We start from the raw sequence: 25,834 nt of genomic DNA on the forward strand, positions 1-25,834 counted from the left end.
GGCACGCATTGTATGACACTTGGGCCCCAAGACTTAAGTGGTCTGAGCGAATTCAGCGGAATTTTTCGACTAAAGATGGGTGTGTAAGCATTTTTAGGGAATTTTTATGCGTTGACAGGGCTCCGTTCCACTCCCGCCGTCGTCGTCCGGGCCCGGTCACCGGGCCCGGACGACGCTCAGCGGAACAGCCAGCCGGACACCCGGCGTACCAGCCGCGGCATGATCACATAGATAACCAGGGCGACGATGGCGGCGGCGGTAATGGCGTGGCGCAGGCCCCACAGCCCCAGCAGCGGCACCGGCTCGAACAGCAGCAGCGACAGGGCCGGCGGCACCAGCAGGGTCAGCAGCCAGATCACCAGGGTGGTCAGCAGCCACTGCTTCCAGCGGGTCGGCTGCTTGACCGGCGGGTTGAGTGGCTGGAACCAGTTGTCGATACCGGTGGCGATGTCCACCTCGTCCGGCAACACCAGGTAGCCTTCTGCCTCTTCGAGCAGGGCCCGGCGCTCCCGGGAGTGCACCCAGGCTTCGGCCTCCGCCCGGCTGGCGAAGCGTACGGCGATATCGTACTGGGTGTGGCCGCCGGCCGGCTTGAGGATATTGACGCCCTGATGGCCGGCAAAGCCGGCGGCCACGTCGATGGTTTTTCTCAGCCAGTGCTCGTAGTCGCTCATGGCCTCCTGGCGTATCCGGTGGCGGATCAGCACCGACACGCCGCCTGCCGGGAGGGAGGGTTGCTCGGTCATGATGCGGTCCTCCGGGGTCAGGGCAGGGGCGGCGCCTGCAGGGGCGCGCCGTCGTAGCCGTGGACCTCCCCGAAACGCTCGCTGCCCGCGTTCCAGTCCGCCAGGGCCCGGGCGATCTCCGCCTGGCTGTGGCCGACGAAGTTCCACCAGATGAAGATGTCTTCATCGAGCGGTTCGCCGCCCACCAGCAGCACCCGGGCGCCCGCCGCCAGGGTCGGCTCGATCCCGGTGCGATGCAGGCCGAGGTAGGCCAGCTCGTTGGCGGCGAAGTGCTCGCCGTCGAGCTCCAGGCTGCCTTCCAGCACGAACAGGCCGTATTCGAAGTCTTCCCGCAGGGTGAGCCGGACCGTCGCCGGCCGGGCGGCGTACAGATCCATGCCCAGCAACGGGGAGAAGGTCAGGGTCGGCGCCTTATGGCTGAGGTAGTCGCCCACCAGCAGGGTGAAGTCGACGCCGTTGGCGGACCAGGCGGGCAGCCGGGGGTAATGATCGAAACGCGGCGGGGTGTCCTTGTCGGCCTCCGGCAGAGCGATCCATAGCTGGGCGGCGTGCAGCTGCCGCTGGCCGGGCAGGGATTCCTCGGTGTGGGCGATGCCGTGGCCGGCGGTCATCAGGTTGACCTGGCCGGGGCGGATCACCTGCTCGTAGCCCAGGCTGTCCCGGTGCAGCACCTCGCCGGCGAGCATCCAGGTGAAGGTCTGCAGGCCGATATGCGGGTGCGGGCCCACCCGCATGCCGGGCTCGCCGGGGGCGAACTCGGCGGGGCCGGCGTGGTCGAGAAAGCACCAGGCGCCGATCAGCCGCCGCTGTTTGGAAGGAACGGCGCGGGCCACCGGTATGCCGCCCACGTCGGCGATGCGTGGGGCCAGCCGCTGGATCTGGCGTTGCCCGTTCACCAGCGGGCATTCGCGGGACGAGCCGAAGCTCGCCGACCATTGGATATTGCTCATGGAACCTCCTGATTGGGATGAGGCAAAAGATGTTGTCGCCCGTCCGATAAGGGTAGCGCCCCGGCGGACGGGCGACCGCTTATTTACCTGAGTTCAGGGTGTTGTAGCTGGTGATCAGGTTGCGATAATCGGGGATATGGTTGGAGAACAGGGTTCCCAGCCCCTCGATGTCGTTGCGCCAGTCCCGATGCAGCTCGCAGGCCACGCCGAACCAGGTCATCAGCTGGGCGCCGGCGGCGGACATCCGATCCCAGGCGGAATGGCGGGTCAGCTCGTTGAAGGTGCCGGAGGCGTCGGTGACCACGAACACCTCATAGCCTTCCTCCAGCGCGGCCAGGGCGGGGAAGGCCACACACACCTCGGTGACCACGCCGGCGATGATCAGCTGCTTCTTGCCGGTGGCCCTGATGGCCGCGACGAAGTCCTCGTTGTCCCAGGCGTTGATCTGCCCCGGCCGGGCGATGTAGGGGGCGTCGGGGAAGGCCTCTTTCAGTTCCGGCACCAGGGGGCCGTTGGGACCCTGCTCGAAGCTGGTGGTGAGGATGGTCGGCAGTTGGAAGTACTTGGCCAGATCGGCCAGGGCCAGTACGTTGTTCTTGAACCGGTCCGGCTCGATATCCCGCACCAGCGACAGCAGGCCGGCCTGGTGGTCGACCAGCAGCACGGCAGCATCGTTTTTATCCAGACGAACATAGGGCTTGTTCATGGTCTTGCTCCTTGTCAGGTTTCACTTTTTCCCGGTGGTCAGGGGCCGGGGCGGTGCCGCCGGCGCCCGCTGGCGGTCGCGTCGTCGGTGATCCGGTGGCGGATGGTGTGCCTCTCCACCGGGCCGAAACGTCAGCATGAATTCTAGTCGTGGGACGAAAATTGGGTAGACTCCGGATTTAAGAAGCATCGTTCTGTATATGGAACGATAAGGGAGGGCAAAGCATGCAGGATCTTAACGACTTCTATTACTACGCGGCGGTGGTGGAGCACGGCGGTTTCGCCCCGGCGGGGCGGGCCCTCGGCGTGCCCAAGTCGAAGCTGAGCCGGCGCGTCGCCATGCTGGAGGAGCGGCTCGGTGCCCGGCTGTTGCATCGTTCCAGTCGCCACTTTTCGGTGACCGAGGTGGGACGAAGCTTTTATCAGCACTGCAAGGCGATGCTGGTGGAGGCGGAGGCGGCGCAGGAGTCGGTGGCGCTGACCCAGGCCGAGCCGCGCGGCGTGGTCCGGCTGACCTGCCCGCTCGGCATTCTCTACGCCCATGTGGCGACCATGCTGGCGGATTTCATGCAGTGTTACCCCCAGGTCAGCGTGCATCTGGAGGCGACCAACCGGCGGGTCGACCCGGTGGGCGAGGCCATCGATGTGGCCATTCGGGTTCGGCCGCCACCCATCGAGAACAGCGATCTGGTGCTGCGCACCTTCTCCGACCGGGCCCAGTGCCTGCTGGCCAGCCCCGGGCTGCTGGCTCGCTGTGGTACTCCCGCGCTGCCGGAGGAGCTGACGACCTTGCCCAGCCTGGCCCTGAGCGATCCGCGAGAGCTCTACGCCTGGGAACTGTTCGGGCCGGATGATGCCCAGGTGCAGCTCCATCACCAGCCCAGGCTGGTGACCACCGACATGATGGTGCTGCGCACCGCGGCCCTGGCCGGGGTGGGGGTGGTGCAACTGCCGGTGATGATGGTGAGCGATCATCTGGCGAGCGGTGCCCTGGTCCGGCTGCTGCCCCGGTGGCAGCCCCGGCGGGAGATCATCCACGCGGTGTTTCCGTCCCGCCGGGGACAGCTGCCCTCGGTCCGGGCCCTGCTCGATCACCTGGCCCGCCGCTTTGCCGAGCTGGATGAAGACTAGCCGGGGGCGGCTCATCGAGAAGTCGGGAGCGGACAGCCGGACGGGCGACGGTTATTCCTGTTCCTCGAAGAACCGCCGGTACATTTTTTTGGCGGCGCTGCGGGTCTCGTCATTGCAGCCCACGGCCAGGCCCGCGAGCAGGGTGATCAGCACGGACTTGCCCGGGTGCTGCTTTATCAGCCTGCCGAGCTCCGGGCTGACCAGGGCCGCCAGCAGGTTTTCCAGATCATCGATGCCCTGCGGTTGCTTCGGGGGGGACACCGGTGCCGCCCTGCTCCTGGTGGTGACGAGCCGGGTCACCAGGATCACCAGCAAGGCCGCCAGGGCATGCATGCTGGCGGTGATCAGGGCGGCGATATGCGCCGGGTAGTGGTCGAGCAGGGTGAAGTAGATGGCAACGCCGGCGAACCCGAGTGAAAGCATGCCCAATAAAAACGCGATGATCAGCGCTGCGGTATTGATCTTTACTCTTGAACGCCAGCCCATGCTCGTCTCCTGTTATCCGGTATCAAGGTCTGCTCGGTGGTCAGCGATCCAGGAGTTTCCCCAGCAGCAGGCCGATACCGAAGGCCACGGCCATGCTGGTATAGGGGCGGCTTTCCACTTCCTGCTGGGCTTTGCAGAGGGATTGCTTGAGCTGTTGCTGGGCCTGCCCCGCCGCCGCCTTGACGTTTTCTTCACCTTCCCTGGCGTAATTGGCGGTCATTTCCTTCAGGGTGCTGGTCAGTTCGGCAAAATCCTTGCGCAATGCATCCAGTTGCTCTTGCAGCTCTTGTTGATTGTTCTGTGTTGTGGCCATAAGACTCTCCTTAAGAACATGTCAGATCGGTAAGCTGGCAGGGGCCGGGCCGGTTTGCCCGCCCGGTGACGGCAATGCCGATCCTGCTCCGGATGGCACTGCCAACATTTTCATCCACGAGTTAGTCTGACCGCTATTCCCCCGGACTGCAACCGGGCCGCCGGCCTGATGGTGGCACAGAGGTGGGCGAAGGAACGGCTCAACCCGCGATGTCTATTCTGCCCCGCGCCTTTTTAAATCGGTGGTGTGATATGCCAATCCGAGGGTTCGCGCTACGCGAGAAGGCAGGCGGGCCGCCCGCGCTCCACCGGCAAGGTGCACATCTGCAAACGGTGGTGTTTTCCTGCCTTTTTAAAAAACCGGCGCCCTGGGGCGCCGGTTTTTTGCGGGGGAGGTCGATCAGGCCTTGCCGGCCGAAGCCTCGGCGGTGTCGCGGTCGCGACGGGGGAAGCGGATTTCCTCTTCCTTCTCGCCGGAGTGGGGGTCGTTGAAACGGGCTAGGTCCATGGCGCCCTCGCTCTTGCCCACGATGCAGGTCACCACCGAGTCGCCGGTGATGTTGACCGCGGTACGGATCATGTCGAGCAGGCGATCCACCCCGATGATCAGGGCGATGCCTTCCACCGGCAGGCCGACCTGGTTCAGCACCATGGCCAGCATCACCAGGCCCACGCCGGGCACGCCGGCGGTGCCGACGGAGGCCAGGGTGGCGGTCAGGATCACCATCAGGTAGTCGCCGAAGGTCAGGTCGATGTTGAAGGCCTGGGCGATAAAGGCGGTGGCCACCCCCTGCATGATGGCGGTGCCGTCCATGTTGATGGTGGCGCCCAGCGGCACGGTGAAGGAGGCGACCTTGTTGTCCACACCCATGCGGCGGGTGGCGGTTTCCATGGTCACCGGTATGGTGGCGTTGGAAGAGGCGGTGGAAAAGGCGAACATGATGGCGTCTTCCATCTTCTTCAGGAAGGTCACCGGGCTCAGGCCGGTAAAGGTCTTGAGCAGCAGGCCGTAGACGACCACGCCGTGCAGCACCAGGGTGCCGGCCACCACCAGGAAGTACTCCGCCAGGTTGAGGATGGCGTCCAGCCCCAGGGTGGTGAACAGCTGGGCCATCAGGCAGAACACGCCGTAGGGGGCGATGTTCATCAGCAGGGTCACCAGCTTCATGATCACTTCGTTGAAGTCGTTGAACAGGGCGGCGATACGCTCGCCCGGCTTGCCCGCCAGGCTGATGGCGATGCCGAACAGCACCGCGAACACGATGATCTGCAGGGTGTTGCCCTGGGCCATGGAGTTGATGGGGTTGGTGGGGAACATGCCGATGAACACCTCGCCCAGGGACGGGGCTTCCTTGGCGGTAAAGGTGCTGGCGGTGGTCAGGTCCACGCCCTGGCCCGGCTGGAACAGGCTGCCCAGCAGCAGCGCCAGGGTGATGGCGATGGCGGTGGTGGCCAGGTAGAAGCTCAGGGTCTTGCCGCCCAGGCGGCCCAGGGTGGACAGATCCTTCAGCGAGCTGGTGCCGCACACCAGGGACACGAAGATCAGCGGCACCACCAGCATGCTCAGGCTGGCGATAAAGATCTTGCCGCCCACGTGCAGCAGGCCGTTGACCAGGTAGTCGTGCACCAGGGCCACGTCCGCCAGCAGGGTGCGGAAGATAAAGCCGGCCAGGATGCCCAGGCCCATGCCCAGCAGCACGCGGCTGGTGAGGGACAGTTTTTTCTTGTCGGTTGTCATCAGGTGGATTCTCCATATCCGATGTGGAAGAGCAAAACGGCATCTTCGTCGATGCCTGAACTGGGGCCGCCATGGCCGGAAGGCCCGGAGGCGGACGGTCGGTACCGCATCCCGGGTATAGGCAAGTAGGATGCCAAGTTTTGTTTTTCTGTCTAACTATCTGTTACCAAAGGATTAAATTTATAGAGGCGGGAGGTGGCATGGGGAGCCAGGGGGTATAACCAGGGTTATGCATTACCAGGGGTTTTTATGAAATCCGTTTTTTATCAATAAGATAATAGTCATTCCCTGGTTATAGCCTTAACCCTGGTTATAGGGGTTTGGGAGAGTCAGTCCTCCCCGCCGCTTTTCTTCAGCCGCTTGCTCAGGGCCGGCTGGGAGATGCCGAGCAGGCGGGCGGCCAAAGACTGGTTGCCCTGGGCCCGGCGCATGGCCTCGGCCACCAGCAGCTCGCCCGCCTGCTGCAGGGTGGGCAGGGGCTGTACCTCGGTGAACAGCGGCTGCTCGGCCGTATCCGCCGCCGGGGTGGGGCTGTCCTGGCCCAGCGCCTGGCGGAACACCTCCATCGACAGCATATGGCTGCGGTGCCGGCTCATGGCGTCGAACACCAGGGCGCGCAGCTCGCGCACGTTGCCGGGAAAGGCGTAGTTGGCCAGCAGCACCTGCAGCTCCCTGGGCAGGGTCGGCACCGCCTTGCCCAGCTCCTCGGCGGCTTCGGCCAGGAAGTGGGCCAGCAGCAGGGGCAGGTCGGCCTTGCGCCGGCGCAGGGGCGGTATCTCCACCTGGTGGATGCGCAGCCGGTAGTAGAGATCCTTGCGAAAGCCGCCGTCCTGCTGCTTTTTGGCCAGATCCTGATGGGTGGCCACCAGGATGCGGGCCCGCAGCCGCTTGGGCCTGTCGCTGCCGAGGGGGTAATACTCGCCTTCCTGCAGCAGGCGCAGCAGCTTGACCTGGGAGGCCTGGCTGAGATCGCCGATTTCGTCCAGGAACAGGGTGCCGCCGGCGGCCTGTTCGATCATGCCGGCCCGGGCCCGGTCGGCGCCGGTAAAGGCGCCGCGATGGTGGCCGAACAGGGTGTCGGCGAAGACGTTGTCATCCAGCCCGGCGACGTTGACGCTGACCATGGGCCCTTCGGCACTGCCGAGGCGGTGGATGGCCCGGGCGATCAGCTCCTTGCCGACCCCGCTCTCGCCGCAGATCAGCACCGGCTGGCGGCTGGCGGCGATGGCCTCCAGGTACTGGAACACGGATCTCATGCTCTTGTCCTGGGTGACGATGTCGGCGAAGGCCTCGGGCTTTTCCAGGGTGTCGGTGAGGAAGCGGCGGCGCATCTCCTGGTTCTCCAGACGCATTTCCTGGGCCTGGATGGCGCGCTGGATACCGCCGATCAGCCGGTCTTCCTCCATGGTTTTCACGAAGTAGTCGTAGGCGCCGAGGCGGATGCAGCTCACCGCCGTTTCCAGCTGGTTCAGGCCGCTGATGATGATGGCGCCGATGTCGGGATGCTCTTCCTTGATGCGCGCCAGCAGCTCCTCGCCGGACAGGTGCGGCATGGTCAGGTCGAGCAGCACCAGGCCGATGGGCTCCCGGGCGATGGTGGCCATCACCTCGCGGCTGTCGGTGCAGCGGTAGAGGTGGTTGATGCCCTGGCGCTCCAGGGCGATGCTCAGGCTGCGCAGGAAGGGGGCTTCGTCGTCCACCAGCAGCACCCCGAAGCTGGGATAGCGGTTATTGGTGATCACTCTGGTTTCCTTTGAGCGCGGGCAGGGTAAGGGTGGCGGTGGTGCCCTGGCCGGGGGTGGAGTCGTATTCCAGCCGGCCGCCGTGCTCCTGCACTATGCCGGTGGACACCGCCAGGCCCAGGCCGATGCCGCCCTGCTCGCGTTTGGTGGTGAAAAAGGGATCCCGCAGCCGGGACAGGTGCTCCGGGGCGATGCCCCGGCCCTGGTCGCGGACTTCCAGGCCGAGTTCATGGGCGCCGGCCAGGTAGCGGGTGCTCACCGTTATGCCCTGCTCGGGATTGGTGAGCGCCTGGCAGGCATTGACGATCAGGTTGATCACCACCTGCTCGATGCGCTGGCCGTTGCCGCGAAAGGGCGGCAGCCCCTCGCCGTAGCTCACCTCGAAGTGGTGGCTGGCCTGGCGGATGCTGGTGTCGACCAAGCGGATGGCGGTGGCCACCACGGCGTTGAGATCCACGGTTTCGTTGAGCTCGCCCGGTCCCTGGCGGGCGAAGTCGCGCAGATCGTCGACGATGCGGCGGATGCGATCGGCACTGGTGAGCATGTCCTCCAGCATGGCCGGGATCTCGTCGCGCATGCGGCTGTAGGGCAGGCCGCCCAAGTAGAAATCACCGTGGCGGTGGTAGTGCGCTTCCAGGATCTCCTCCGCGTCCAGGTAGGTCTCCTTCAGCACCGGCAGGTTGAGCAGCAGCAGGCCGCTGGGATTGTTGATCTCGTGAGCCACCCCCGACACCAGTATGCCGAGGGAGGCCATCTTGTCGGCCTGCAGCAACTGCTGCTGCTGGCGCTCCAGCGCCCGGCTGCGGCGGTCCACTTCCCGGCGCAGGGTCCGGTTCCAGATCATGATGGCGGCCAGGCCCAGCAGCAGCAGCAGGGAAACCAGGGCGGCGGCCAGGCCGATCTTCTTCCAGGGCAGGCCGGGGCTTTCCAGCGGGCCCAGCCACTTGTCGTACAGGGCCTGCTGGCGGCCGGTGTTCTTGAGGATGGCCAGCCCCTCGCTGAAACGGGCCAGCAGCGCCTCGTTGCCCTTGGTCACCATGTAGCCGTAGCGGTGGGGCGGGAAGGGGTGGCCCACCGGCTCCAGGTTGGACAGCTCCAGCTCCCGGCCGAGATAGAGGCCGGGCAGGTTGGCCACCAGGGCGAAGTCGTGTCGGCCGGAGGCCAGCAGGCGCAGGGCGTCGGAATGGGTATCGACCGGCACGGCCAGGGCATCGGGCGCGAGCTGGCTGAGTTGCTCGTGCATGATGCTGTCGCGCTGCACTATCACCTCCCGCCCGGCCAGCTCGGCCAGGGTGACCTCGGCCGCCTCGCCCCGGCGGGCGAACAGGGAGTGGTTGATCAGCGCATGGGGCGGGGAGAAGGCGAACTGCCGGGTCCGCTCCGGGGAGAAGACGGCGCCCTGCAGCACGTCCAGCTCGCCGTCGAGCAGGCGCCGGCGCACCTGCTGCCAGTGGCCGAGCTCGAGCTCCACCTGCATGCCCATCACCTCGGCGATGGCCAGGGTCAGCTCGGTGTTGTAGCCGTCGGGCTCCCCCCGCTCGTTGATGAACTCGTAGGGCGGATAGTTGAGATCGCCGCCTACCCGGATGATGTCGTCCTGGGCGGCGGCCGGCCAGGCCAGGACCAGCCAGAGCAGGGCGGCCCAGGGGCTGGCCGGCCGGAGCCGGCTGCCCCTGGTTTTCTGGCCCTGTTCAAGTCCCGTTTCGTTCATGCCGTCCGCCCGCTGCTACAAAGGCGACAGTATACCATCACTCGGGAGGGACATGGCCGGGGGCTCAGTCGTCGCTGGTGGCGGCAATCTTGTGGATGCTGAGGTCGGCGCCGTTGAATTCCTGTTCCTCGCTGAGCCGCAGGCCGGTCACGGCCTTGATGCCGCCGTACACCAGCAGGGCCCCGATCACCGCCACGGCGATGCCGGCCAGGGTGCCGATCAGCTGGGACACCAGGCTGACCCCGCCCAGGCCGCCGAGGGCGGACTGGCCGAAGATGCCGGCGGCGATGCCGCCCCAGGCGCCGCACAGGCCGTGCAGCGGCCAGACCCCGAGCACGTCGTCGATCTTCCATTTGTTCTGCTGCAGGGTGAACAGCCACACGAACAGGGCGCCGGCCACGGCGCCCACCGCCAGGGCACCGATGGGGTGCATGATGTCGGAGCCGGCGCACACCGCCACCAGCCCGGCCAGGGGGCCGTTATGGATAAAGCCCGGGTCGTTCCTGCCCAGGATCAGCGCGGCGATGATGCCGCCGACCATCGCCATCAGCGAGTTGATCGCCACCAGGCCGGAAATGCCGTCCAGGGTCTGGGCCGACATCACGTTGAAGCCGAACCAGCCGATGGACAATATCCAGGCGCCCAGGGCCAGGAAGGGGATGTTGGAGGGCGGAAAGGCCACCAGCCTGCCGCCCTTGTAGCGGCCCTGCCGCACGCCGAGCAGCAGCACCGCCACCAGGCCTATCCAGCCGCCCACCCCGTGCACCACCACCGAGCCGGCGAAGTCGTGAAAGGCGGCGCCGAAGCTCGCTTCCAGCCAGGCCTGGAAGCCGAAGTTGCCGTTCCAGATCAGGCCCTCGAAGAAGGGATAGACGAAGGCCACGGTCAGCGCCGAGGCGGTGAGCAGGGGCCAGAACCGGGCGCGCTCGGCGATGCCGCCGGAGACGATGGCCGGGATGGCGGCGGCGAAGGTCATCAGGAAGAAGAACTTCACCAGCTCGTAGCCCTGGCCGGCGGACAGGGTTTCGGCGTCCTGGAAGAAGGTGACGCCGTAGGCGACCCAGTAGCCGACGAAGAAGTAGGCCACGGCGGAAAAGCCGAAGTCGGTCATGATCTTGGCCAGGGCGTTGACCTGGTTTTTGTGGCGCACCGTGCCCACCTCGAGGAAGGCGAAGCCGGCGTGCATGGCGAACACCATCACGGCCCCCATCAGGATGAAGAGGGTGTTGGCGCTCTGCGCCAGGCTGTCGATGGCGCTGCTGATATGGTCCATTGGTTCCTGTCTCCTGCAACCCGGTTGCCGCGACGGCAACCCGTGCACCGTGGTGGTGCGATGTCGATGCGAACGGTCCAAAGTGGTGCATTCTTGCCCGGCGTGTCGCCGTCGCCGGTCGTCCCTATTATGGGCTCCCTTGAGCAACATGCTGATACGAAAGCAAAAATTTTACTGTTGGCACCATCTTGGTGCGGGGCCCCGTTGTTGGGCCCCGTTACGCACAGGACACAGCATGAACCATGCCAAACAGTGTCGGGCCCGGCGGGGTCCCTTAGCCGCCGGACCGGCGGCGGGCCAGCCAGTGGTCGAGGGAGACGACGCCGGCCCCCCGCGCCATCAGCAGCAGCAGCACCGTGGCCCAGACGCCGTGCACCGGGTAGGCCCCCGGGTAGACCAGCAACTGGATCACCGCGGTCATTACCAGCAGCGCCAGGGCCGAGAGCCGGGTGGCGAGGCCGAGCAGCAGCAGCGTCGGGAACAGGTGTTCGGCCAGGGCGGCCAGGGTGGCGGCCAGCTCCGGCGACAACAGCGGCAACCGGTATTCGTCGCGGAACAGGATCACCGCGAGAGGCCTCAGCCGGGGCCAGCCCAGCTGGAACTCACCGGCGACGAGGTCGATGGCCAGGCCTTCGATCTTGGTCTGGCCCGACTTCCAGAACACGGCGGCGATGGCGAAGCGGCCGAGCAGGGCGACCAGGGAATGGGGGATGCGGCCTAGCCACAGATTGCAGTGCTGTACGGGGTTCATGACGAGGCTCCGGCGGGATAAAAGGCGGCGATGGCCTGGTGCTCCAGCAGGAGCGACAGGATGGGGCCCGGTTCGAAGTCCGGGTGCCGGTGCAGGGTCTGCTCCAGGGCATCGCCGAGTGGCAATCGCCGCAGCAGGGCGTCGATAAAGTCGGTGTCCGCATCACTCGGCGATATCACCCGCACCGAGAGCCCCGGACGTAGCAGCAGGGCATTTTCCGGCCGGCGGGGGTCGACCGAAGCGATGGGCAACTGGCCCTGGTGCGCCCGCCACAGGGAGACGATCCCGTAGCCGGAGCGCAGCAGCCGGACCGGGGGTTGCAACCGCAGGCACTGGCCGGCCAGCCGTTGTTCGTCGGTCAGCAGGGCGGCCAGCGCCGCCTTGTCGAGCGGGATCGGGTCGGCGGCGTGCTGGGCGTCCAGCCAGGCCAGCTCCAGCCGGGCCATGTCGGCCAGGTAGGGCACCGGGGCGGCGGGGGGAAACCGCTCGATAAAGGCCGGCAGGGTGCGGCCGTAGTCGGTGAGCAGCGGCGAGGCCGGCGGCTGCTCGCCGATATAGACCCCGGCCAGGGCGCGGAAGAAGTCCTCGCCGACCAGTTGCCGGCACACCGGGAAGGTGGCGGCCAGGGCCTCGGTGAGCGAGGCCCGCACGTTGTTGCGATAGACCGCGAAGCGCGCCTGCCGGCCGGGCCGGTCGGCCACCTCGGCGGGCACGGGCAGCCCGGGATCGAACAGCGCCTTGACGAAGCTATGGTGCATCTTCAGGACTCCATGGGGGCGGTCAGCAGGGCCTCGGCCCGGCGGGCTTCCGCCAGCAGCTCCGCGAAGGCGGGGATCTGGTTGTCCCGCTCGATCAGGGTGGGCCGCGGACCCGTGCGCGCGAGCAGCCGGCGATACAGCGCCCACACCGGTTCGGCGATGGGGGCGCCGTGGCTGTCGATCAGCAGCCGGGCGCCGGCGTCGTCCCGTTGTTCGTCGAAGCCGGCCAGGTGCAGCTCGCCGATCCGGTCCAGCGGCAGGGCCTCGAGATAGGCGAGGGCGTCGTGGCCGTGGTTGACCGCCGAGACGTAGACGTTGTTCAGGTCCAGCAGCAGGCCGCAGCCGCTGCGGCGCACCACCTGGTTAATGAAATCGGCCTCCTCCAGGCTGGAGGAGGCAAGGGTCAGGTAGGTGGCGGGGTTTTCCAGCAAGATGGGACCTTGCAGGCAGTCCTGGATCTGCCCGATATGGTCGCACACCCGTTGCAGCGAGGCCGGGGTGTAGGCCAGGGGCAGCAGGTCGTTGGCGAAGTGGCCGCCGTGGCCGGTCCAGGCCAGGTGCTCCGACACCGCCTCGGGCTGGTAGCGTGCCACCAGCCGCGCCAGCCGGGCCAGGTGCTCGCGGTCGAGGGCCTCTTCCCCGCCGATCGACATGCCCACGCCGTGGATGGAGAGCGGATAGCGGGCGCGGATCCGTTCCAGGTAATGGTGGCGCGGGCCGCCGGCCACCATGTAGTTTTCGGCGTGGATCTCGAAAAAGGCCAGGGGCGGTTGCTCGGCCAGTATGGTGTCGGCGTGCTGGAGCTTGAGCCCCAGCCCGACGCCGGCCGGCAGGCGGGAGGCACCGGCGTCCCGGCCCCGAGGCGTTGTCGGTGTCATGGTGCCTCCCATTGGCTCAGGCCTTGGTTTCTTCGAAGGCCTCGAGCTGGCCGTAACCGGTGGGGGAGGTGGGCGAAGCGGTTTCCAGGCAGGTACCGGCGGGCACCAGTTTCCAGGCATTGCCCTGATGGTCCATCATGGCGGTGCCGGCGCAGGTGGTGCCGGGGCCGGCGGCGCAGTCGTTCTGGCCCTTGAGGGCGACGCCGTAGCATTTTTCGGTTTCGGCGCTGTCCTGGGCCAGCGCCGGCACGCTGACGGCGGAGAGGGCGGTACCCAGGGCAAAGGCGAGGGTGGTGGCGGTGGTTGCTTTGTTCATGTTGCGCTTCCTTCTGACAGTCGGTGTATGGCAAAAAGACGCGGCGTGATTGCCGTCATCCGAAGAGTAGACGCAAGCGGGGACGGGGTTCTTACAAAAATGTCGGCAATTATTTGGCGGGCGCGTTGCCGCGCTGGGGGATCTCTTCGATTTCCACGATTTTCGAGCGGCTCATCACCACCTTCCAGCGCTGGATCAGCGGCGGGTTCTGGCCCTGTACCTCGCGGGTGATCAGGTTGATCAGGTAGCGTTTTTCCACCGGCTGGCGGGCGACCTGGTTTTCTTTCAGCTGGTAGACGTGGTGCGAGCCCTTTTCCATCAGCTTGGACAGCAGGCTCAGATCCAGCTGCAGGCTTTCCCGGGTCTGTTCGTAACCGCTGAGGAAGCGGGTGGGCAGCATGCGCGAGTGGCTGCCGTAGTGCATGATCACCTCCTCCCGCTGGCTGATGCTGGCGCGGCGGGCGGCGCGGATGTCCGCATCCAGGCGACTGTTGCGCTTGTAGTCGAACCATTCCAGCTGGCGGCCCACCAGCTGATTGCTGTGTACGTCGAAATACTGACGGCGCCATTTGGGGCGCCCCTTGCGCAACCAGCGCCACAGGGTGTTACGCAGATCGTCCTTGAAGATCTCCCGCAGGGCGTAGAGCAGGGCCAGGGCGAAGATCACCATCAGCGAGATGCCGCCCAGGGTCTCGCGTACCTCGTAGGCGGCCAGCGACACCGAGGTCATCACCACGGCGGTGACCGCGGCCTTGAGCAGCTTCTGCTCGCCGCCGCCCAGCTCGCGGGTCCTTTCCTTGAGCGTTACCGGGTATTCGATAAGCCGTCGCAGCAGCCGCATCTTGTTGGAGATGCGCGACAGGGAATCGTTGGTGTGGCTGGAGTTGTATTGCTGGGCCTCCCGGTGCCTGCGCTCGACCTCGCACACCTCCAGCAACAGGGTCTTGATCAGCCGGTAGTCGCCGTTGCGGGGCAGGTGCGCCACCAGCGACAGCAGCCGCTGCTCGGTGAACCAGGACAGGTAGTTGTCGATATTGGCGTAGTACTTGAGCAGGGTGTCGTCGGCCGGCACGTTGCGCCGCAGTCGCTTGAGGATCTCCTGGGCCAGGGCGATGAATTCCTCCACCTCTTCCCGGGTGACGCCGTCCTTGTCGTTGCGTAGTTCGTGGCTGGACTGCTCCAGCCCCACCACGTACTGGTAGGCGTAGAGGCTGAGGCTGAGCCGGTATTGTTCGGCGGTGAGCCTGCCCCGGCGGGCCAGCCGGCTGTACACCAGCGGCAGGTGCTGGCGATCGCTGAAATAGGTGCGCTTGACGTGGATGGCGTTGTGGTAGAACTCCTCTTCCGGCACCACCTGGGTGTTGAGTCCCAGTTCGCCGGGTATAAAGAGGTAAATATCCAGCTTGTGCTCTACCGCCTCCCGCAGGATGCGGGAGATCTTGAGGGAAAAGCCGTCTTTGCGTTCAACGGTGATCACGGGCCGGGGGTCGCCAACAAAAAGTGATTAATGACAATATCTTAACCGATTTTTACGGTCGGCGCCCCCGGGCCGTGGGCCTCAGTCCAGCCGGCTGCCGCAGCCCCGGTATGGCTGGTCGTCGAGGGTGACCGTGACCCGGTAGGGGAAGGCCTCGCCGCTCATGTCGTCCTGGCAGCTTTCGTGCCGGACCTCGACCTCGAGCCGGTGATCGGTGCTGGCCGCCCGGTAGCCGGCGTCGTCCGCCAGGGTTTCCGGGTCGGGCAGCAGCAGCTGGTTCTCGCCGTAGTTGTAGCTGAAGCGGATCTGCCGCCCCTCGCTCACTTCCAGCAGCCAGCCCGGCTCGTTGCCGGTGGCCCGCAGGGTCACGCCGCGCAGGCGGGCGTCTTCGCGCAGGCCGGCGGCCCTGTCCTCGGTGCAGTCGGAGTAGCTTTGCCCGGCCACTTCCAGCAGCGCGGTGCCGCCCTTGCTCCACACCAGCGCCTGATCGTTTTCATAGCGGGCGCCGCTGGCGGACACCACCTGGGGCAGCTCCTGGTAGGGCAGCCCGAAGTTGTCCGGCAGCCAGAGGCCGAGCCGGCCGTCATGGTACTGGGCCACAAACTCGAACGGCTCGCCCTGCTCGGGACGGCAACGATACAGCACGGTGAGCGGCCCGGCGCTGTCGGCCGCGACCTGCTGCAGCAGGATCTCTACCTGCTCCTTCGGCTGGCCCTGGGTCAGCACGCCGTGGTGCTCCGCCGTGGTCCACAGCAGCGCGCCCCGGCCGTCGCGGATTTCGCCGCGCACCGCGTAGCGGTGGGCCTCGTCGATGGCGGCCGGATCATAGCTCAGGCTGAAGGGCAGCGGCACCTGCTTGCCTTCGGTGGCGAAGCTCTGCTCCGCCAGGGTGTCGGCGGGAGCGTCGGCCAGGCTGACGTCCTGCAGCATGATGGTGACCCGGGCATCGTCCGGCAGGGCGATGCGCTGGCGGTAATTCAGGTTGCCGGAGAGGGTGGCCTGTTCCTGGTCTTCGCGGTCGGTGACTGGTGGCTCGTCGGAGCAGGCGCCGAGGGTAAGGACGGAAAGCAGCGCCAGGGGCGCGAGACGTACGCTGTGCATAGAGGATTCCCGTGTGATGGCCTGGTTCTGGAGACAGGCTTGTTTGGTGTCGTTCAAATCTAGTCTCAAAGCGGGGGCCCTGTCCATGGGGGCCGGGCATTCCCGCCCGCCGGCGGCGGCGCCATGCATTCGGCTCCGTCATGCCTTGTCTCTCAGTGCCCGGCTTGGCCGAAGGTGGCGTGCAGCAGCTTGCTCAGCAGGGCGCGGGTGGCCTGGTGTTGCTCGCTGTCGTCCGCCAGGAAGGCGGCGAAGGTGGTGAGGTAGATGCCGGTCAGCAGGATTTCGCCGCCGATGCGGCCCGCGCCCGAGGCCTGCCAGCGGGCGGCCTCCATGAACCATTGCACGGTGCGGCTGATGCGGGTGATGCCATGGGCCTGCAGGTGGAGGTGCCCCGGCTCCAGCTTGTAGGCCAGCATGTCCCGCACCAGCCGTCGGTAGGGCGCCAGGTAGTCCAGCCAGGCCATGATGCGGATAAACAGCCGCTCGTCGGCGGGCTCGTCGTCGTCCGGCGGCAGGGCCAGCATGGCGGCATCGGCCCGATCGAACAGGGCCTCGGCCAGGTCGTCCCGGGAGCGGAAATGGCGGCCGAGCTCGGCCAGGGTCAGCTCCCGGGATTCGGCCAGCTGCAGCAGGCTGAAGGACGCCCAGGAGCTGTGCAGGGCCAGATGGAGGGCGGCGTCGAGAATGGCGTCCCGTTCGGCGGCGTGGTGCTGCATCATGGCGTCCGGCGTTCTGGGTGATGATCCTCAGTATAGCCGCGTCCCATCGATCACCGCGCCAGCCCGGCAGCCGGCAGGACGGCACGGTGCGGGTCGGGGCGCGAACCCGATCCCGGCCTGGGCACAAAAAAACCCCGCGAGGCGCGGGGTTTGGCGGTGATGTACGGTCGGGCTTACTGCTGGACCTCGGTCAGGGTCTTGCCCTGCTCGGTCCAGAACTTCTTGGCGCCGTCGTGCATCGGGGTCACGATGCCCAGGGTGCCGTCTTCCACCGTCATGGCCTCGGCCGCCTGGGATACGGAGTACATGAACTTGAGGCCGTCGTCGGAGAAGATTTCCTTCAGGGTGTCGTACACCCGCGCTTCGGACAGGTGGCGGCCGGCGACCCACAGGGCGGAGTCCTGCACGGTGACCACGTCGTAGTCCACGCCCGGGTAGGTATCGGCGGGAATGGTGACCTTGGCGTAGTAGGGGTGATCATTGAACAGGGTGCCCTGCTCGGCGGCTTCATACACCTGCAGCAGACGGACCTTGTTGCTGGAGGCGGCCTGGATCACCGAGGCGTTGGGGAAGCCGGCGAATACCCAGAGGGCGTCGATCTGACGATCCCCCAGGGCGGAGGCGCCCTGGTTGTAGCCGATGTACTGGGGGCTTATCTTGTCCCACAGGCCCACGCCTTCGAAGAAGCGCTGGGCCGAGGCGGCGGCACCGGAGCCGGCCGGGCCCACGGCGATGTTCTTGCCTTCCAGCTGGGAAACGTCGGTGATGCCGGAGCCGTCGAGCACGATCAGGTGGGCCGGGGCACCGTACAGGTAGGAAATGGCCTGGGCGTTGCGGTACTTGCGGGTGTCGTTGGTCAGCTTGCCGTTCAGCCCCAGGTACATGTCGCCGGAGTAGACGATGCCGAAGTCGGCGTCGCGGGAGTTGACCCGGCGCAGGTTTTCCACCGAGCCGGCGGAGGCCATGTTGGACACTTCCACCCCTTCCATGTTGCGCGACAGGCGGGTGGCGATACCGTTGGAGAAGTACTGGAAGGTACCGCCGTCCGGGCCGCCGGAGAACGCCAGGCGCTCGGTCTGGGCCTGGGCCGTGGCGTTCATGCCGAAGCCCGCCACCGCGACCAGGGCCACGGAGGTCAGCGTCTTGGAAGCTTTGAACCGTTGTTTCAACATCATGGTCATTTCCTCTTTGTTATGGTTTCTCTCGGTCTTCCTTCGAGAAGGGGGAGCGGGCCTCTCAGCCGCGCTCGGGTACGGTCAATACCGGAATGGTGGATTTGCGGATCAGCCGCTCGGTGGTGGAGCCGAGCAGCAGCTTTTCGACCCCGTGGCGGCCGTGGGTGCCCATCACGATGAGATCGGCGCCGAGCCGGCTGGCCTGGGCCAGGATTTCCTCGGCGGCCGGGCCTATCACCACGTCGGTGGTCAGTTCGCCCGCGAAATCGCCGAAGCAGCGGCCGGCGAAGTCGTGCATGTCGGCCACCGCCTGGGTCTTGACCTCCTTGACGAAGTCGTCCATCACGCTGGCGGGAATGCTGCGCCGGTGCCGGTCACCCAGTTCGGTGATCACGTGCAAAACATGCAGCCGGGCCCCGTGCACCCCGGCCAGCTGGCTGGCCAGGGAGGCCGCCTTGGCGGCCCCTTCGGAAAAGTCGGTGGCGTATACGACAAGCTTTATCTGAGCCATGTTGTGCATCCTTACTTAGCTGGCGTTGGAGTGATTGACCTTGTTCACCGGCGCGGCGGTTCCTTCCCGCTGCAGCCACCAGACCAGGGCGATCAGGGCCAGGCCGGCGATGTCGGAGAGGAAGGTCGGCCAGTACAGCAGCAGGGTGCCGGCACCCAGCAGCAGCCACTCGAACAGCCGGGTCTTGCGCCGCAGGTAGCCCATGGAGAAGGCGCCGAAGGCGATGGTGCCCAGGGTGGCGGAGACGAAGGCGGTGATGATCTCCATCACTGTGCCGTCGAGCAGCATGGCCGGCACATAGGCGAACAGCAGCGGCATCACGTACAGCATCTTGGCGAACTTGAACGAGGTCCAGCCGGTTTTCCAGGGATCCGAGCCGGCGATGGCGGCGCCCGCGTAGGCGGCCACGCACACCGGTGGGGTGATGTTTGAGTCTTGTGACAGCCAGTACACGATCATGTGGGCGGCGATGGCCGACACCCCGAACTCGCCCAGGGCGGGCACCGCCAGCACGGCGACGATCAGGTAGGCGGCGGTGACCGGCACGCCCATGCCCAGCACCAGGGAGGCGATGGCCACCAGCACCAGGGCCAGGAACAGGCTGTCGCCGGCCATGGAGATGATGAGATCCGAGAACTTGAGGCCCATGCCGGTGAGCGAAATGGTGCCGACGATGACCCCGATCACGCCGATGGTGGCCCCGACGATCAGGGTGTTGCGCGCCCCCACCTGGATGGCATCCCAGATCTCCTTCGGCCCCATGCGGGTTTCCTTGTTGACCCAGCTCACCGCGATGCAGGACAGGGTGGCCCAGAAGGCGGAGTTGCCGGCGGAACGGCCGCTCAGCAGCAGCACCGTGATGATCACCAGCGGCAGCGCATAGTACCAGCCGGCCTTGAACACCGTCTTCCAGTGCGGGATTTCCTCGCCCTGGATGCCCACCAGGCCGTGTTTCTTGGCCTCGAAGTGCACCATGCAGTACACCGCCAGGAAGTAGAGGATGGCGGGCCCGACGGACAGCAGCATGATGGTGGAGTAGGGGGTGCCGGTAAGCTCGGCCATCAGGAAGCCGCCCGCGCCCATGATGGGGGGCAGGAACATGCCGCCGATGGAGGCCGCGGGCTCGATGGCGCCGGCCACGTGGGGCTTGAAGCCGGCCCGTTTCATCATCGGGATGGTGAAGGCGCCGGAGGACACGGTATTGGCGATGGCGGAGCCGGACACCGAGCCGAACAGGGCGGAGGAGATCACCGCCACCTTGGCCGGGCCGCCGGTGGAGCGCCCGGCCAGGGCCAGGGGCAGGTCGATAAAGAACTTGCCGGCGCCGGACTTCTGCAGGAAGGCACCGAAGAAGATGAACAGGATCACGTAGGTGGCCAGCACGCTGGCCATGACCCCGAATACCCCGTTGGTGGTGAGGAACAGGGCGGTGGCCAGGCGCTCGAAGCGGAAGCCGCGGTGGGCGAACAGCTCCGGCAGGTAGGGACCGAACAGGGCGAAGGCGATCATCGCCACCCCGATCAGGGTGATGGACCAGCCCAGCACCCGGCGGCACACTTCCAGCGACAGCAGCAGGCCGACGATGCTGATCAGCATGTCCACCTCGTTTTCGGCGCCGGCGCGGTAGTTGAGCGCCTCGAACTGGGTGATCCAGTACACCACGGTACCGGCGAGCATGGCCGCGAGGATGACGTCGCTGGCGGTGGGGCTGTTGTGGTTGCGCTGGTTCAGCCACTGATCCAGCGGCAGCAGCACGGCGGCGAAGGGCAGCACCAGCCACAGGGTGTAATGCAGCTTGTCCAGATCCTGCTCCAGCGCCAGGCCGAGGCCGTCGTATTCCCAGGTTTCCCGGAACAGGGTGATCTGCTGGTAGAAGGCGGTGGGCGAGTCGTAGATCAGGAAACAACTCACCAGCACCGACAACAGGGCGGCGGAGATGAGTGACAGGCCGCCGTGGGCGGTGCGGGTGCCGGCCGGATAGAGCAGGAACACCAGCACGAAGGTGATCAGGACATAAACGCCCAGGTGGTATTCGGTGCTGAGGGCGGCGACACCGGCGCCGTAGAAGTAAATGGCTACCATCACCGCGGCCATGGCGGCCACCAGCCAAGCCCAGGGGCCGCTGAGCTTGCGCTCGGTCTTGGCGTCTTTTTCCATCAGCTCCTTGAGCTTCCTGCGCTCTTCGGGGCTGAGGCTGTCGAGCTGCTGTTCTTCGTTTGACATCGTTAACCTCTGTTTTTTGCTCCTGCCACCGGGTGGCGGGTCGGCTTTCCCTGCCACTGATCACCTTGCCGTCACGCTGCGGTCATCAGGTTGGCGTTTCAATTAACAAAGTGTCTGCAAAAAAGAGACCAGTTTTGCGCAATTGCCCCAAAATGGTGCCCTGGCGTTACATTCACACTACAAGAGGAACGCTTGTGGTTAACTTTTATCCCGGCCACAGGATGAAAATGGGTGGGAATCCGCCATTTGTCGAATGATGGTGGGTGCTTTTCCCCCCATGACCCGCCAGAGCATAGCCGAGCCGGACAAGCTTCGCCCGAGCGGCGGGGAGAGAAAGCTATGATGCAGAGAAGTGGCGCCACTGTTTGCCTGGAAGCGGGCCGGCCCGGGCGTAATGCGGCCCGCTTAAAGCAGGGCGGCGGGGTTGTTGGCCCGCGCAAGAAGAGGGCGGAACGCCATGGGCGGATTTCCACCCATGAGGTTGTGATCGGCCCGGGCGCGCAGCACAGGCCGGGGCGACAGAGAGAGGCTGCTGCTCGGTCCGGTTTTGATGCTGCTGTTCTTTGGTGGGCTACTGACGCTGCTGGTGGCGGCCGTGCGATAAGCCGGCAGATAACCCAGCCATCTCATCTGGTGTTGAGGCGCGGCGACGGATGACGTTGACGTGCCGTTCTTTCTTGTCGTTTTTCTCGTTATGCCGGTTGCCGGCTCAAATACCGGTGAGCCAGCCATGGGTATCTTCGGCGCGATCCCACTGAACGTCGTTCAGGGCCCGGCGTAACCCCAGCGTCGTCGCGCCGATGCCGCCATCGCCAACCGGGTACTCCTGCCCCTTGTAGATTCAGGGTGCCAACCGGCGCCAGCACCGCGGCGCTGTCGGACAGCGCGGTTTCGCAGCCGGGCCTGGCGGCGCGTTCGAACAGGTTGCGGATCATGGCGGCAGTGGCCTCGGTGTCGATGTCCGGCAACGCCTGCCGCTCTGGGCAAACCGCACTATGTTGCGGTCCATGCGGAAGATTTTGATCGAGCCGTCATCGTGGCGTACCGTCGGTCGATCGGGTGGTCTGCTGGGCCGAAACCGGAACAAGGTGAAACCCGCATGATAAAAGATGGCTGAACGTGAAGACACGTCTAGATGTAATAATCGACCTGGTGGCGTGCTATCCGTAGGTTGCCCAGTTCCTCACGTACACGCAAATGGGCGGGATGGATGGCATAGCCCGCCAGCGCCTCCAGCGAGTCGAACTCTGAATACAGCACCACATCGCAGGCAAAGTCGATTTTGCTGATGTCGATACCAATTTCCAGCGTTCTTAGTCCAGGAATTTCACCGCGTATACTTTCAAAAGCTGATTTCACCTTCTGAATATTAGTGAGGCGTTCTCGTTCGTTATCGCCACGCAGATTCCACATAACAATGTGTTTTACCGGCTTCATAGCGTATCCAATGTTAGTCTTGTGGATAAAGTCTTGGCCTGCATATTTCTATGCAAGCCGTATTTGAGGCTTTTGCCGGAGGGAAGAGCTGTCTGCCTCAGAAACGCAACACCACAATAAAAAGTGGGATAAGCATGACGTTGTTCAATATCAAAAAAATACTCTGACCTGTCCTTGCCTCCGTGGTAATGCCTCTATTGGGGATAGGCATTTTTGAACGTCGGGTTAATAAATAGCTGATCCTAATAGTGCTACATTCTGGCTGTTCCGTAACCATTTTCAGGAAAGGGCGAAACCGTATGTCAAGGGGGCGGCAGGCGGCTCAGTCCTGATCAGCCTTTATAGTCGTTCTTGTCCAGTCCGTGCTTCTTCATCTTGTCGTACAGGGTCTTGCGTGGCAGTTTCAGGCTTTCCAGGGTGTCCTTGATGGAGCCGCCGTGGCGGGCCAGCTCGGCCTGGATCAGGGTCTTTTCGAAATGGTCGACCCGGGCCGCCAGCCCCAGGGCGGAGGGATCCTGGTCGAGGATGGGCCTGTCGTCGAAGTCGAAGGTGCAGGCCTCGCCCAGCAGCACGTAGCGTTCCGCCAGGTTGCGCAGCTCGCGCACGTTGCCCGGCCAGTCGTGGCTTATCAGGCTGTGGACCCGTTCGGCGGAGAGCGGCGGTATTTCCCGCTCGTAGAGGGCGGAGGCGAGCAGGGCGAAATGCTGGAACAGCATGGGAATGTCCTGGGCCCGGGCCCGCAGCGGGGGAATGTCGATGCGCACCACGTTCAGCCGGTAGTAGAGATCTTCCCGGAACTCCCCGGCTTCTGCCTGGACCCGCAGATCCGCCTTGGTGGCGGCGATGATGCGGACATCGAGCGGGATCAGGGTATTGGATCCGAGCCGTTCGATGGCCCGCTCTTCCAGCACCCGCAGCAGCTTGATCTGCAGGCTGATGGGCATGCTCTCGATCTCGTCGAGGAAGAGGGTGCCGCCCTGGGCATGTTCGAACTTGCCGATGCGCCGCTCCTTGGCATCGGTAAAGGCGCCTTTCTCATGGCCGAACAGCTCGGACTCGATCAGGCTCTCGGGCATGCCGCCGCAGTTGATGGCCACGAAGTTACGCTCCCGGCGCGGGCTGTGCTCGTGAATATAGCGGGCCAGCAGATCCTTGCCGGTGCCGGTTTCGCCCATCAGCAGCACATCGGCCGGGGTTTCCGCCACCGCCTGCACCAGCTTGCGCAACTGCTTGACCGCCGGGGTATTGCCGATGATGCGTGGGCCGGGGGCGCTCTGGGCCTGCAGCTCCTGGCGCAACTGGCGGTTTTCCAGGGTCAGGGCCCGTTTTTCCTGGGCCCGGTGCACCACGTCCAGCAGCAGATCGGCGGAGAAGGGCTTTTCGATGAAGTCGTAGGCGCCATTGCGGATGGCGCTGACCGCCATGGAGATGTCGCCGAAGCCGGTGATCAGGATTACCGGAATGTCCGTGTCCACCGTCTTGACCTGTTGCAGCAGCTCCAGCCCGGTCATGCCCGGCATGTTGATGTCGGTGACCAGCACCCCGGCAAACTCCCGGTCGAGCAGAGCCAGCGCCTTGTCGGCCCGATCCAGGGCGATCACCTCGTAGTCTTCCAGCTCCAGGGTCTGGCCGGCGGACAGGCGGATATGGGGATCGTCATCGGTGAGGATGACGGTGCGGTTCACGGTCATGGCTGCTCCTGCGTGGTCGCCTGGCCCCGTTTCAGGGCCAGGGTGAAGATGGCGCCGCCCTGGGGATGATTGCGGGCGCTGAGCTCACCTTCCAGGCTGTGGGCGATACGGTGGGAGATGGACAATCCCAGCCCCAGGCCCGCGGACTTGGTGGTATAGAAGGGTTCGAAAATATGCGCCAGCACGTCGTCGGCCAGCCCGGGTCCGTGATCGCGCACCGACAGGGCCACCCGCTGGCCGCCGGTGTTGAGGCCGATTTCGATCAGCGGCGCCGGCTGCCCGGCCATGGCCTGCAGGGCGTTGCTGATCAGGTTGACCAGCACCTGCTCGAGCCGGCCGATGTCGCCCTGCACCCGGATCCGCGCCAGATCCTCGGGCCAGAAGATGTGCGCATTCTGCTGCTCCAGCTGGCTGCCCATGATCACCATGACTCCCTGGCGCAGCTGCTGCAAGCTGACCTGCTGGCTGTTGTCCCCGTTCTGGCGGGCGAATTCCTTCAGCGGCTGCAGTATGGCGGCCATGCGCCCGGCCAGGCCGGCGATCTCTTCCAGGTTAGTGGCCACCGCCCCGGTCTTGCCCCGCTCCAGCAGCTTGCGGCCGTTGTCGGCGTAGTGGCGAATGGCGGTGAGCGGCTGGTTCAGCTCGTGGTTGATACCGGCGGACAGCTGGCCCAGCAGCGCCAGCTTGGCGGTCTGGATCAGCTGGTTCTGGGTCTGATGATGCAGCTCTATTTCCTGCTGCAGGCGCTGGTTGGCATCGGTCAGCTCCCGGGTGCGCAGCTGAACCCGCTGCTCGAGCTTTTCGTGGGCGAGCTGCAGCTCGGCCTCGTAGCCTTTCTTCAGCCGGTGCCGGGCGTGCAGGAACAGCACCAGCGCGGCCAGCACCAGGTAGAAGGTGAGCCCCAGCGCCAGGCTCTGGAAGACTCGGGCCTCCAGCGGGCGCAGGCTGGCCAGCACCGCCACCCGCATGCCGGCGTCGGGCACCAGCCGGCTCAGCAGCAGGTAATGGCCGGTTTGCTGCGGGTGCAGTTGTTCGGCGTCCGGTGCGCTGTCGATCAGGGTCAGCAGCAGGTCGCCTTCCGGGGTGGCCTCCCGCCGTACCACATCCAGCGGCAGCAGCGGGGCGTCACCGTAACGCTGGCTGGCGGCGATGCGTTCGATATCGGTGCCGGTGAGGCCGGCCGGCAGGGCCCGGGCCGGCTCTCGTGCCGGTATGTTCTGCAACTGGCTGAGCTCGTGGTTGCCGTAACGGCGGCTGGCCACGACATGGCTGCGCTCGGGATCCGGCTGGGGCGACAAGGTGCGAAAACGCCAGTGGGCGCGGGTGGAGATAAAGATGACACCGTCTTCGTCCATCACCAGGATGTCCTGCAGGGGATCGTTCCAGTCTTCCTCGATGTCTTCCAGATCGACCTTGACCACGGTCACGCCGATGATCTCGCCGGCCAGGGTAACCGGGTAGGAGAAAAAGTAGCCCCTGACCCGGGAGGTGTTGCCGAGGGCGAAATAACGGCCGCCGCCGCCTTCCATCGCCTGCTGGAAATAGGGACGGAAGCTGTAGTCGTTGCCGATGAAGGGCCTGGGCTGATCCCAGTTGCTGGCGGCGAGGGTAATGCCGTTGGTACCGATCAGGTAGCTGTCGGTGGCGCCCATGGTGTCGTTGACCCAGGCCAGGTAGCGGTTGGCGCGGTCGGCCAGCTCCGCATCCTCCGGCGTCAGCAGCAGCTGGATCAGCTGTTGCTGGCTGGCCAGCAGGCGCGGCAGATCCTTGTGCCTGTCCAGCTGGTGCTGCAGGTTGATGATGTAGCGGCTGAGGTTGGCGTCGGCGCGGGCACGGATCTGCTCCAGCGCCTGGGTGCGGGCGCCGGACACCAGCAGAAAGCCGAGCAGGACCATGCCCAGCAACAGCAGCAGTAGCGTGATACCCCGGCCGGAGGCGGCCGCAGTGGGATGACGAGGGGAGGTTGCAGTGTTCATCTTGGCCGAATTATGCGCCTAGTCCCG

At 65.5% G+C, this 25,834-nt stretch carries 23 protein-coding genes; 1 reads left to right on the forward strand and 22 read right to left on the reverse strand.

Annotated elements, in window-relative coordinates:
* Positions 1–176: 176 nt before the first annotated feature.
* The 3 genes from C7H85_RS16270 to ycaC form a co-directional block, all read right to left on the reverse strand.
* On the reverse strand, positions 177–746 hold the full coding sequence (locus tag C7H85_RS16270; protein ID WP_106730754.1) for a putative antibiotic biosynthesis monooxygenase: 570 nt from the start codon (positions 744–746) through the stop codon (positions 177–179).
* 17 nt (positions 747–763) lie between these two features.
* On the reverse strand, positions 764–1,696 hold the full coding sequence (locus tag C7H85_RS16275; RefSeq protein WP_106730755.1) for a pirin family protein: 933 nt from the start codon (positions 1,694–1,696) through the stop codon (positions 764–766).
* A 79-nt stretch (positions 1,697–1,775) separates the two neighbouring features.
* Complete coding sequence (gene ycaC / locus C7H85_RS16280) at positions 1,776–2,402, reverse strand: isochorismate family cysteine hydrolase YcaC (RefSeq protein WP_106730756.1); 627 nt, start codon at positions 2,400–2,402, stop codon at positions 1,776–1,778.
* Positions 2,403–2,626: 224 nt separating this feature from the next.
* Between ycaC and C7H85_RS16285 the strand changes: the two genes are divergently transcribed.
* Positions 2,627–3,532 (forward strand): LysR family transcriptional regulator, encoded by a 906-nt coding sequence (locus C7H85_RS16285; RefSeq protein ID WP_106730757.1) that lies wholly within the window; start codon positions 2,627–2,629, stop codon positions 3,530–3,532.
* A 51-nt stretch (positions 3,533–3,583) separates the two neighbouring features.
* On the opposite strand, the gene C7H85_RS16290 is transcribed toward C7H85_RS16285, so the two are convergent.
* From C7H85_RS16290 to C7H85_RS16385, 19 genes are all read right to left on the reverse strand, one after another.
* Positions 3,584–4,018, reverse strand: a complete 435-nt coding sequence (locus C7H85_RS16290; RefSeq protein WP_106730758.1) for a hypothetical protein — start codon at positions 4,016–4,018, stop codon at positions 3,584–3,586.
* A gap of 40 nt (positions 4,019–4,058) precedes the next feature.
* Positions 4,059–4,331 (reverse strand): DUF883 family protein, encoded by a 273-nt coding sequence (locus tag C7H85_RS16295; protein ID WP_106730759.1) that lies wholly within the window; start codon positions 4,329–4,331, stop codon positions 4,059–4,061.
* Between the two features lie 399 nt (positions 4,332–4,730).
* Complete coding sequence (locus C7H85_RS16300; RefSeq protein ID WP_106730760.1) at positions 4,731–6,068, reverse strand: dicarboxylate/amino acid:cation symporter; 1,338 nt, start codon at positions 6,066–6,068, stop codon at positions 4,731–4,733.
* A gap of 329 nt (positions 6,069–6,397) precedes the next feature.
* Positions 6,398–7,810, reverse strand: coding sequence for a sigma-54-dependent transcriptional regulator (locus C7H85_RS16305; protein ID WP_210433679.1), 1,413 nt, complete (start codon positions 7,808–7,810; stop codon positions 6,398–6,400).
* Positions 7,797–9,521 carry a transporter substrate-binding domain-containing protein gene (locus C7H85_RS16310; protein ID WP_106730761.1) on the reverse strand — a complete coding sequence of 575 codons (1,725 nt, stop codon included), beginning with the start codon at positions 9,519–9,521 and terminating at the stop codon, positions 7,797–7,799. The genes C7H85_RS16305 and C7H85_RS16310 overlap by 14 nt, the downstream gene beginning before the upstream one ends.
* A gap of 64 nt (positions 9,522–9,585) precedes the next feature.
* Positions 9,586–10,794 (reverse strand): ammonium transporter, encoded by a 1,209-nt coding sequence (locus tag C7H85_RS16315; protein ID WP_106730762.1) that lies wholly within the window; start codon positions 10,792–10,794, stop codon positions 9,586–9,588.
* A gap of 274 nt (positions 10,795–11,068) precedes the next feature.
* Positions 11,069–11,545, reverse strand: a complete 477-nt coding sequence (locus C7H85_RS16320; RefSeq protein ID WP_106730763.1) for a DoxX family protein — start codon at positions 11,543–11,545, stop codon at positions 11,069–11,071.
* Positions 11,542–12,303, reverse strand: a complete 762-nt coding sequence (locus C7H85_RS16325; RefSeq protein ID WP_106730764.1) for an HvfC/BufC N-terminal domain-containing protein — start codon at positions 12,301–12,303, stop codon at positions 11,542–11,544. The genes C7H85_RS16320 and C7H85_RS16325 overlap by 4 nt, the downstream gene beginning before the upstream one ends.
* Before the next feature lie 2 nt (positions 12,304–12,305).
* Positions 12,306–13,181, reverse strand: coding sequence for an MNIO family bufferin maturase (bufB, locus tag C7H85_RS16330; RefSeq protein ID WP_106730799.1), 876 nt, complete (start codon positions 13,179–13,181; stop codon positions 12,306–12,308).
* 16 nt (positions 13,182–13,197) lie between these two features.
* On the reverse strand, positions 13,198–13,497 hold the full coding sequence (locus C7H85_RS16335; RefSeq protein ID WP_106730765.1) for a BufA1 family periplasmic bufferin-type metallophore: 300 nt from the start codon (positions 13,495–13,497) through the stop codon (positions 13,198–13,200).
* A gap of 109 nt (positions 13,498–13,606) precedes the next feature.
* Positions 13,607–14,974, reverse strand: a complete 1,368-nt coding sequence (locus C7H85_RS16340) for a hypothetical protein (protein ID WP_106730766.1) — start codon at positions 14,972–14,974, stop codon at positions 13,607–13,609.
* 81 nt (positions 14,975–15,055) lie between these two features.
* Positions 15,056–16,075, reverse strand: coding sequence for a YbaY family lipoprotein (locus C7H85_RS16345; RefSeq protein WP_106730767.1), 1,020 nt, complete (start codon positions 16,073–16,075; stop codon positions 15,056–15,058).
* Between the two features lie 152 nt (positions 16,076–16,227).
* Entirely contained in the window at positions 16,228–16,794 is a 567-nt protein-coding gene (locus C7H85_RS16350; protein ID WP_245879697.1) for a TetR/AcrR family transcriptional regulator, read from the reverse strand.
* Positions 16,795–16,967: 173 nt separating this feature from the next.
* Positions 16,968–17,969: a TAXI family TRAP transporter solute-binding subunit gene (locus tag C7H85_RS16355; RefSeq protein ID WP_245879698.1), complete on the reverse strand. Its 1,002-nt coding sequence runs from the start codon at positions 17,967–17,969 to the stop codon at positions 16,968–16,970.
* A gap of 61 nt (positions 17,970–18,030) precedes the next feature.
* On the reverse strand, positions 18,031–18,480 hold the full coding sequence (locus C7H85_RS16360) for a universal stress protein (RefSeq protein ID WP_106730768.1): 450 nt from the start codon (positions 18,478–18,480) through the stop codon (positions 18,031–18,033).
* A 15-nt stretch (positions 18,481–18,495) separates the two neighbouring features.
* The gene (locus C7H85_RS16365; protein ID WP_106730769.1) at positions 18,496–20,703 is read right to left on the reverse strand and encodes a TRAP transporter permease; all 2,208 of its coding nucleotides are present in this window, start codon (positions 20,701–20,703) and stop codon (positions 18,496–18,498) included.
* Between the two features lie 1,131 nt (positions 20,704–21,834).
* Entirely contained in the window at positions 21,835–22,140 is a 306-nt protein-coding gene (locus C7H85_RS16375; protein ID WP_106730770.1) for a Dabb family protein, read from the reverse strand.
* Positions 22,141–22,472: 332 nt separating this feature from the next.
* Positions 22,473–23,831, reverse strand: coding sequence for a sigma-54-dependent transcriptional regulator (locus C7H85_RS16380; RefSeq protein WP_106730771.1), 1,359 nt, complete (start codon positions 23,829–23,831; stop codon positions 22,473–22,475).
* Positions 23,828–25,807 (reverse strand): sensor histidine kinase, encoded by a 1,980-nt coding sequence (locus C7H85_RS16385; RefSeq protein ID WP_245879699.1) that lies wholly within the window; start codon positions 25,805–25,807, stop codon positions 23,828–23,830. The genes C7H85_RS16380 and C7H85_RS16385 overlap by 4 nt, the downstream gene beginning before the upstream one ends.
* Between the last annotated feature and the right edge of the window lie 27 nt (positions 25,808–25,834).

It is taken from the genome of Zobellella endophytica, from assembly GCF_003012775.1.
Classification (GTDB): Bacteria; Pseudomonadota; Gammaproteobacteria; order Enterobacterales; family Aeromonadaceae; genus Oceanimonas; species Oceanimonas endophytica.